Origin of the sequence: Chitinophaga sp., from assembly GCF_036566945.1 — a bacterium.
Classification (GTDB): domain Bacteria; phylum Bacteroidota; class Bacteroidia; order Chitinophagales; family Chitinophagaceae; genus Chitinophaga.
In genome coordinates, this window is the sequence record NZ_DATCVJ010000978.1 from 1 (window position 1) to 3,500 (window position 3,500).

At 39.9% G+C, this 3,500-nt stretch carries 4 protein-coding genes; 1 reads left to right on the top strand and 3 read right to left on the bottom strand.

Annotation, left to right across the window (positions count from 1 at the left end; genetic code table 11):
- The 3 genes from VIP81_RS29340 to VIP81_RS29350 all read right to left on the bottom strand — a co-directional run.
- Positions 1–419, bottom strand: a 419-nt coding sequence (locus VIP81_RS29340) for a hypothetical protein (RefSeq protein ID WP_331970151.1), incomplete at its 3' end; no start/stop codon positions are given.
- 383 nt (positions 420–802) lie between these two features.
- The gene (locus VIP81_RS29345) at positions 803–1,609 is read right to left on the bottom strand and encodes a hypothetical protein (protein WP_331970154.1); all 807 of its coding nucleotides are present in this window, start codon (positions 1,607–1,609) and stop codon (positions 803–805) included.
- Positions 1,610–1,686: 77 nt separating this feature from the next.
- On the bottom strand, positions 1,687–2,184 hold the full coding sequence (locus VIP81_RS29350; RefSeq protein ID WP_331970158.1) for a hypothetical protein: 498 nt from the start codon (positions 2,182–2,184) through the stop codon (positions 1,687–1,689).
- 208 nt (positions 2,185–2,392) lie between these two features.
- Here VIP81_RS29350 and VIP81_RS29355 point away from each other — a divergent pair, with 208 nt between their 5' ends.
- Positions 2,393–3,241 carry a universal stress protein gene (locus VIP81_RS29355; protein WP_331970161.1) on the top strand — a complete coding sequence of 283 codons (849 nt, stop codon included), beginning with the start codon at positions 2,393–2,395 and terminating at the stop codon, positions 3,239–3,241.
- Positions 3,242–3,500: the final 259 nt, after the last annotated feature.

Sequence of the window (3,500 nt, forward strand, 5' to 3'; positions counted from 1 at the left end):
TAAGAAAAAATTGAATTATTTACAACATAGAACCCTTTTGAGTAACCTTTTCTTATAGGTCCATCCTTTATTGAGGAATCATCAAAAATTCGCCAATTTTGTAAATAAACTTTTACTTCCTTTGTCTCGCTGTTTAGTTCAAAATACGCGATATCGTCATAGTTCCCTTTTAAATTTGGTTTCGCAAAATCCAGTTTATAATAAGAGGGCTTGACAACTGTCTTATTGTTTTTTGAATTTAAATAACCCATTCCTTTTTCGGTTTCATAAGGAACTAAATTTTTGAAATCTTTTGACTTTATTTGAGCAAAGTCTTTTTCAATAATGCTTTTTATACTGTCTTCATACTTTTCTTGAGAAAATACTGTATTGGGAATAAAAAATGTTAAAAACGGTAATAAGGATAATTTTCTGAGCATATTTTTTGTTTAAAAATGGCATATAACTTTCTGGTACTACAGTGGTTGCGCTTAAATTAAACTCATTATTCGGATTTGCCAAATCATATAAATACAAAATAACTATGCTAAAATGTACAATATCTAGTTCGCTATCAGTACCATCAGCTGATAAAGCGCTTTCAAATTTTCATAAAACGGGTTCGGGAATAGAGGCGGAGTGTAGGCTATAATTAGCCTTTATTAAGTTCTTCATAATTATGCACCTTTTTGTTTTAGTGAGCAAGGTGTGACTATGTTTTCCTGTGTTTTGAACAGTGAGAGAGCTATAGCTGTAAATATCCGGATAATACGGATATTTCATCGGATGGGCGAGATGATTTCAGCTCACAAGGACATTTTATTCACAAATGTGCGATATAGACCGGTACCTTATGTTCTCGCATTATTTCGGATATGAAGCTGTGTTTGAAGGTTCTGGATACGCCTGTTCTATTATATGATCCGCTGACTACAATAGGATGTTTAATGTTATCCAGCCAGGTACCAAAGTATTTTTTGGGATCGGCATTAAGTACCTGAAATTCGAGATTACTGAAATGATGGCCGGCTAATTCTTTTATTTTTTCCATTTCGGGCATTTCCCTTTCTATGGCCGTACTATAAATAAGAATGGCCTTTCTATCGCATAGTTGCGGAAAAAGATAGGCGAAACTTTTTATGGCATGTGCTGCAGATGATCCTCCATCATATGTAAGAATTATGCTTTCCGGAAAGGAAAATTTTTCCGGAACAGCAATAACCGGGCATTCTGCGTTGTGAAGTGCGCCACCCAAAAACTCTTCTGTACCGTAAATACTCAGATCTCCATAAAATTTTTCGTGACCCAATAGTAGCAAGTCGGCAAACCTTGTTTCCTTTTTTAATTCGGGTATGCCATATTCAGGGAGATTATTATGAATGTTGTAATCAATTCCATATCTCATGCATTGCTGCCTGAAGGTAGCAATACTCTTTTCCAGAGATTCCGCTGCATAGGTTTCTAACAGTGGCACAAATACAGATGCATAAGTGATATTTCTACTCAAATCCAGCTCCGGAAGAAAAACTCCCGTAAGCAGAATAGGTTCTTGTTCGTTCATTTTTCTCGCGAATTCAAAGGCGCCTTCCGGGAAGTTATCGCCGTCAACTGCGAGTAATACCTTTTTCATACCTGATTATTTTACGGTTATTATTAATGGTGCGTAATTGACTTTTCTGCCAGGAGCTATATTTTATCAGCACCATTTTAGTGATGTGAAAATGAATGGTGAAAAATGTTGGGCAGTGGATGTGAGGAAAGAAAGTTTGTTTTAAAGAACAAGATGACAGCCGCTGCAGCCAATAAAAGCGTAGACGGGAATGCAGAACCGGCACCAAGTGGAGCTATTGCTACCAGGAAAATCGTAGCAGCAATTAGCCCCAGCTTCAGCAGTGCATCTCTGGCAGCAATGAAAAATCCTGTTGCCAGCTGACATATTGAAATAGACACGACAATAGCGGTAATATTATTGCGGAATGCGCCATAAATGAATTGTTCGTATGCTGCAGAAGCAGTCATGGCGCCATAGGTCATAAACAGTTCGGGTTCGCGGATGGCCATAACAGCGTTAAAAAGCGCCGCGCCAATAAAGATCATGACTAATAAAAGCCGGGCCACCTGTGGCCAGAAAATGGCCGCTATCAATACTGCAAGGCTAATGGCATTTGCCACCAGGTAGGTGAGTGAAAATATATTAGCATGCATGATATCAGATTTTAAATGTGAATGAGAAGAATAGGTATCCTGATTTCGATTATAAAATTAATGCAGTTTTCACCGGAGATCAATGACACCGGTCATAAGTTTCCGTGATTCGGGTCATTATTCCGGTAATGACCACAATCAGGATTCGAACTAATGAGGATCATATGTCATTTTTACCTGGCAGCCTACATTTGGGCAAAACATTACTATGCAAAAGATAGCAGCCATATTTGACGGACTTAGATTTTCGGAGAGTACACTCCATTATTCGATATTGATAGCGAAACAGCAGAACGCGCATCTGACCGGCGTTTTCCCACAGGATATTACTTATAATAGTTTTAATTTATACCAGTTGTTAAAAGCCGGAACAGACCAGGCCACACTCGCGCAACTTGAAGCAGACGATAGTGAAAAGCGCGAGAATGCTGCAGGCGCATTTGAAGCTGCCTGTCAGAAAGCGGGGATTGCCTACAGTGTGCATCGCCACAGAAATATCTCACTTCAGGAAGCCTTGGAGCAGAGCATTTATGCAGATCTGCTGATCGTTGACGCACGCGAAACCTTTGTACACGATGTCACAAAACCACCTACCCGTTTTATCAGGGATCTGCTGACAGATGTGCAATGTCCGGTGCTTATTGTGCCTACCCAGGTATTGGTACCTCCTGTTTTCAGCGATATAGACCGTGTGGTGCTGTTATACGATGGAGAACCCTCTTCCGTATATGCTATAAAGATGTACAGTTACCTGTTACCATCTCTGCAAGCATTGCCAACCACCGTGCTATCGGTTAATCGGGAAGGTAACTATTTGGAAAATAAAGGTCTGGTGAAAGATTTTATTAAGAGACATTTTCCGAATGCCGGCTATGAGGTGATGGAAGGTGTACCAGAAGAAGAAATTGTGAGCTATATGTTTGGACAGACAGCTGGTGCCATCGCCGTGCTGGGAGCATACCGGCGTAGTACCGTTTCCCGGTGGTTCAGAGAAAGCATGGCCGATGTGCTGATGCAAACGCTGTCATTCCCGCTATTTATCGCTCATAATAAATAGTAAACATGTTGATAAACAGCAAAAATACGGATCGCGGTCATGTTCCGCGAGTCCGTTTGCCAATAACGTAGTTGATATAATATTAAAGAATCAGATGATGTCAGATAATTTAGAAAGGAATTTACCTCAACACGAATCCTGGAAGTATCTATTAAGGGTAATGGAGGATGAAACGATTTTTTTTAAAACGAAATTGGCGGGAATCCTGTCTCATCATTTTGAAAAGAGGCATCTGGGCTACCTGGAGGTTTTCCAACAC